The sequence below is a fragment of the Wolbachia endosymbiont of Atemnus politus genome, assembly GCF_013309895.1.
In genome coordinates this window covers 1-3,454 of the sequence record NZ_JAAXCS010000124.1, presented here as the reverse complement: position 1 = coordinate 3,454, position 3,454 = coordinate 1, and the positions used below count along the sequence as shown (strand labels likewise).

The following is a 3,454-nucleotide window of genomic DNA, read 5'->3' as shown; positions in this document are numbered from 1 at the left end:
TATCTGGTACCAATTCGGTATGTAAATCTCTAACTAGAGCTTCAGCACATCCTCTTTGGACTATTATACTAATTTTAGTTTCAGATGCTGTGATAGCGAGTATTTCTACCTTTTTTTCGCTCAAGACTTTGAGTGTGCGGTGCATCACAGACATAACACCAATACCAATTATTGAAACTTTAGCTACATCATTGTTGATTTCCTTCCCACTCAGTAGCTCTTTCACTAAATCAATATCAGATTTGGAAACTACAAGACTTGATCCATGTATCATATCAATTTTAATGTTTGCCCCTACCATATCTTTTAAAATATGCAAAGTACTTGAAATGTCAGTAAAAGTTACAAAAGCTTCATTAGTGCTGCAAGTTATTCCAGTAATTATATGTCTTTCCAGTACACCTTTTTCGTGTAGTACTACAGTACCTTCCGCCTCTTTAAAAGTGGATAGCACTTGTACTTTAATGTTATGTTTCATTGCAAGCTGTACTGAACGATTATGCAGTATTTTAGCACCAGATGACGACATCTCCAACATTTCATTATAAGAGATAAATTTGAGCTTGTGTGCTTTTGGGACAATTTTCGGATCAGCTGTATATACTCCATCGATATCAGTAAAAATCTCGCAAATCTTGACATTAAAAGCTACCGCGAGGGCAACTGCTGATATATCAGAGCCCCCTCTGCCAAAAGTAGTGATTCTATTGTCATATACACCCTGAAACCCGGCAATAATTGCAACAGTATAACCTTCAGCAAAAGATCTTTTCAAATGATCAATCTTTATTGTTTTTATTTTAGACGCGGAATAGAGATCGTCAGTTATGATCGGTAACTGCCAGGCAAGCCACGATTTAGCATTGACTCCAATAGACTGTAGAGTGATTGCTAGCAGGCCACAAGAGATCTGTTCTCCCGCCGAAAGTATAACATCATATTCTGACAGCTCTTGTCTGCGGCTTAAATTTGAAATTTGTCTAGCTTGAAAAGCCATTTGGTCAGTAAATTCTGCAACAGCAGAAACGACAACAACTACATTACAGCCTTTCTCAACATCTTTTTTTATCAAATTTGCAACTCGGTTTAAATCAGTTAATGAAGTTCCACCAAATTTTTTTACGACTATGTTGTCCATAGTTACAATATAACTTTCCTGTAGAGAAAAAAATAGTACTAAAATTTCTTGCATAACCTAAAAGGCATCTGTTTTTCATAAGATTTATTTCTATAAATAATTTATTGATATTAACTCCCTTTTGGGATTAACGTTTCCTGGTAAAGCAGTTGCAGTTTGACCTTACCCAGAAAAAGTGGAGAGAAAGTTAAGACGTTTTTGAAATAAAATAAAACGTTTTTTCTAAAAAATATTTCCAGCAAAAACATTATAGTGTTACGAAAGACTTTATGTATACGAACATTGTCTACCAGTTAGGGCACATAGAAACAGAGCTAGAAACTCCTTGACAACCCCCGCCGCTCCCCTTATCATGTCACTAAGGGTATTTCTGACTCAAAACTTGTTTTTGATCCGCGCGGATTCAATGACAAAAATTTAGTAAAAAACTTAAGGTATTTATTGGCGGATTATATAAATTATTGGGGCTACATGTCTTTTAAATTTTTTCACATGCAGCCAAAATCGCGCTTAAACTAAGCGTCAGCACATTATTACAGCGCCAAGTTACATTATTAGAGGGTCAAAACTCGCATCACGGGGATTCTTTTGCCTTTTTTTTGATTTGGTAAATTTCTTAATGTTTATAGCCACCGTCATCCCGCTACTTGTTAGCGGGATCTAGAGATACCGCGGCGGTATGACGATAGATCCCAGCGTCACGCGCTGGGATGACAAGAAAGTGGGCTCTAGAATGACACCATTTGTTAAGCCCATTGCTTCATATATACAAAAAGACTTGTTACAAAATAAGCACAAGCTTTAACCACCCAATTTACATAGGCCTCCACTGTGCTTGAGGCAGGGTAAAATAGCACTTTACTTTACGTAGAATGTGGATATCATTTGAAATATATTTTTGAGAGTCGGTAATGTCAGAGGTTGCGGGTGTAGAAGTCAAGGAGCAAACTGTGTGCGAGCAAATTCGTTTTAGCGTGAGCCGTGCAAGTCTTTTAAGTACATTATCCAGAGTAAGCGGAGTGGTTGAAAGGCGCAATGCGATAGATGTTTTGGCGTGTATAAATATTAAAGCACAACATGGCAGCATAAAACTGAAGGCTACTGACCTTGATATTTCAATCTTTGCCTCACTTGCTGCAAATGTATCAACAGAAGGAGAAGTAAAAATCTCAGCACATACTCTGCACGACATAGTGAAGAAGTTGCCAACCGATTTGGATGTTAATTTTGAAATGAATGATCAAGGAAAGTTATTGATATCTTGTGGAAATGCAAACTTTTCTTTACCGAATGTAGTTTCAAGCAACTTTCCTGTCCTTGAAGAAGGAGATCATCAATATGATTTTACCCTATTGAGTGCAGATTTGGCAGACTTATTAACTAAAACAAAGTTTGCTGTATCACTGGATGATACGAGGTATAATTTAAATGGAATACATCTGCATACAGATGAACAGTTTCTGTATTGCGTTGCAACTGATGGTCACCGTTTGTCGTGTATAAAGAGACCAAAACCTGAAAATATCAATGGTGAGTTTGGGGTAATCATTCCACGTAAAACTGTCATGGAGTTGCTCAAAGTATTGGATGATTGTAATGAAGTTAATATCAAACTTTCAGATAGAAAAATTAAATTTACATGCGGTGAGTATATTCTAATATCAAAATTGATAGATGGAACTTTCCCAGATTACAAAACTGTTATTCCAGCATCTCAAGATAAACAAATGATTATTGAAAGCGGTAAGCTCGCTAGCGTTATCGATCGAGTTTCCGTTGTTGTATCCGATAAAATAAAGTCCATTAGATTCTCGTTACAAGAAAAATTACTAACTCTACACTCAAACTCTCAAGAGTGCAGTGATGCAACTGAATCTATAGAGGTAGACTATGATGAAGCTCCTGTAGAAATAGGATTTAATTCGCGCTATTTGCTTGATGCTTTGTCCTGCATAAAAAACAAATGTAAGTTCAGCTTATCAGATGGTAATAGTGCTACAATTATCATTGATGAAGATGATCCAAATGCATTATATATAGTGATGCCAATGAGGACTTAAAGGAAGAATTCCAGTCTCCTTTCCCCTGTCATCCCAGCGCGTGACGCTGAGATCTAATTAACGAGGATAAGAAGATCTAGGTCACGCGCTGGAATGATAAGAAAAGGCTAGAGTGACATGTGGAGTGTCACGGCCAATCCCAAGAAAGTGGCCCACCATCTTCTGGAATCTCAAAAACTGGTTGTGACATTACTCCTCTCACGGCGCCTTGGAAAACTGTATCTTGAGCATTAGCATTGATTTTAGTACCATTTTT

3 protein-coding genes are annotated in these 3,454 nt (G+C 37.1%); 2 read left to right on the top strand and 1 reads right to left on the bottom strand.

What is annotated here, in order from left to right:
- A partial coding sequence (locus tag HET73_RS06530; protein ID WP_246210248.1) for an aspartate kinase occupies positions 1 to 1,192 on the bottom strand: 1,192 nt, incomplete at its 3' end.
- Positions 1,193 to 1,817: 625 nt separating this feature from the next.
- Between HET73_RS06530 and HET73_RS09160 the strand changes: the two genes are divergently transcribed.
- Positions 1,818 to 1,943: a hypothetical protein gene (locus tag HET73_RS09160; RefSeq protein ID WP_281356051.1), complete on the top strand. Its 126-nt coding sequence runs from the start codon at positions 1,818 to 1,820 to the stop codon at positions 1,941 to 1,943.
- Positions 1,944 to 2,049: 106 nt separating this feature from the next.
- Positions 2,050 to 3,198 (top strand): DNA polymerase III subunit beta, encoded by a 1,149-nt coding sequence (gene dnaN, locus HET73_RS06525; RefSeq protein WP_174134225.1) that lies wholly within the window; start codon positions 2,050 to 2,052, stop codon positions 3,196 to 3,198.
- Positions 3,199 to 3,454 lie beyond the last annotated feature (256 nt).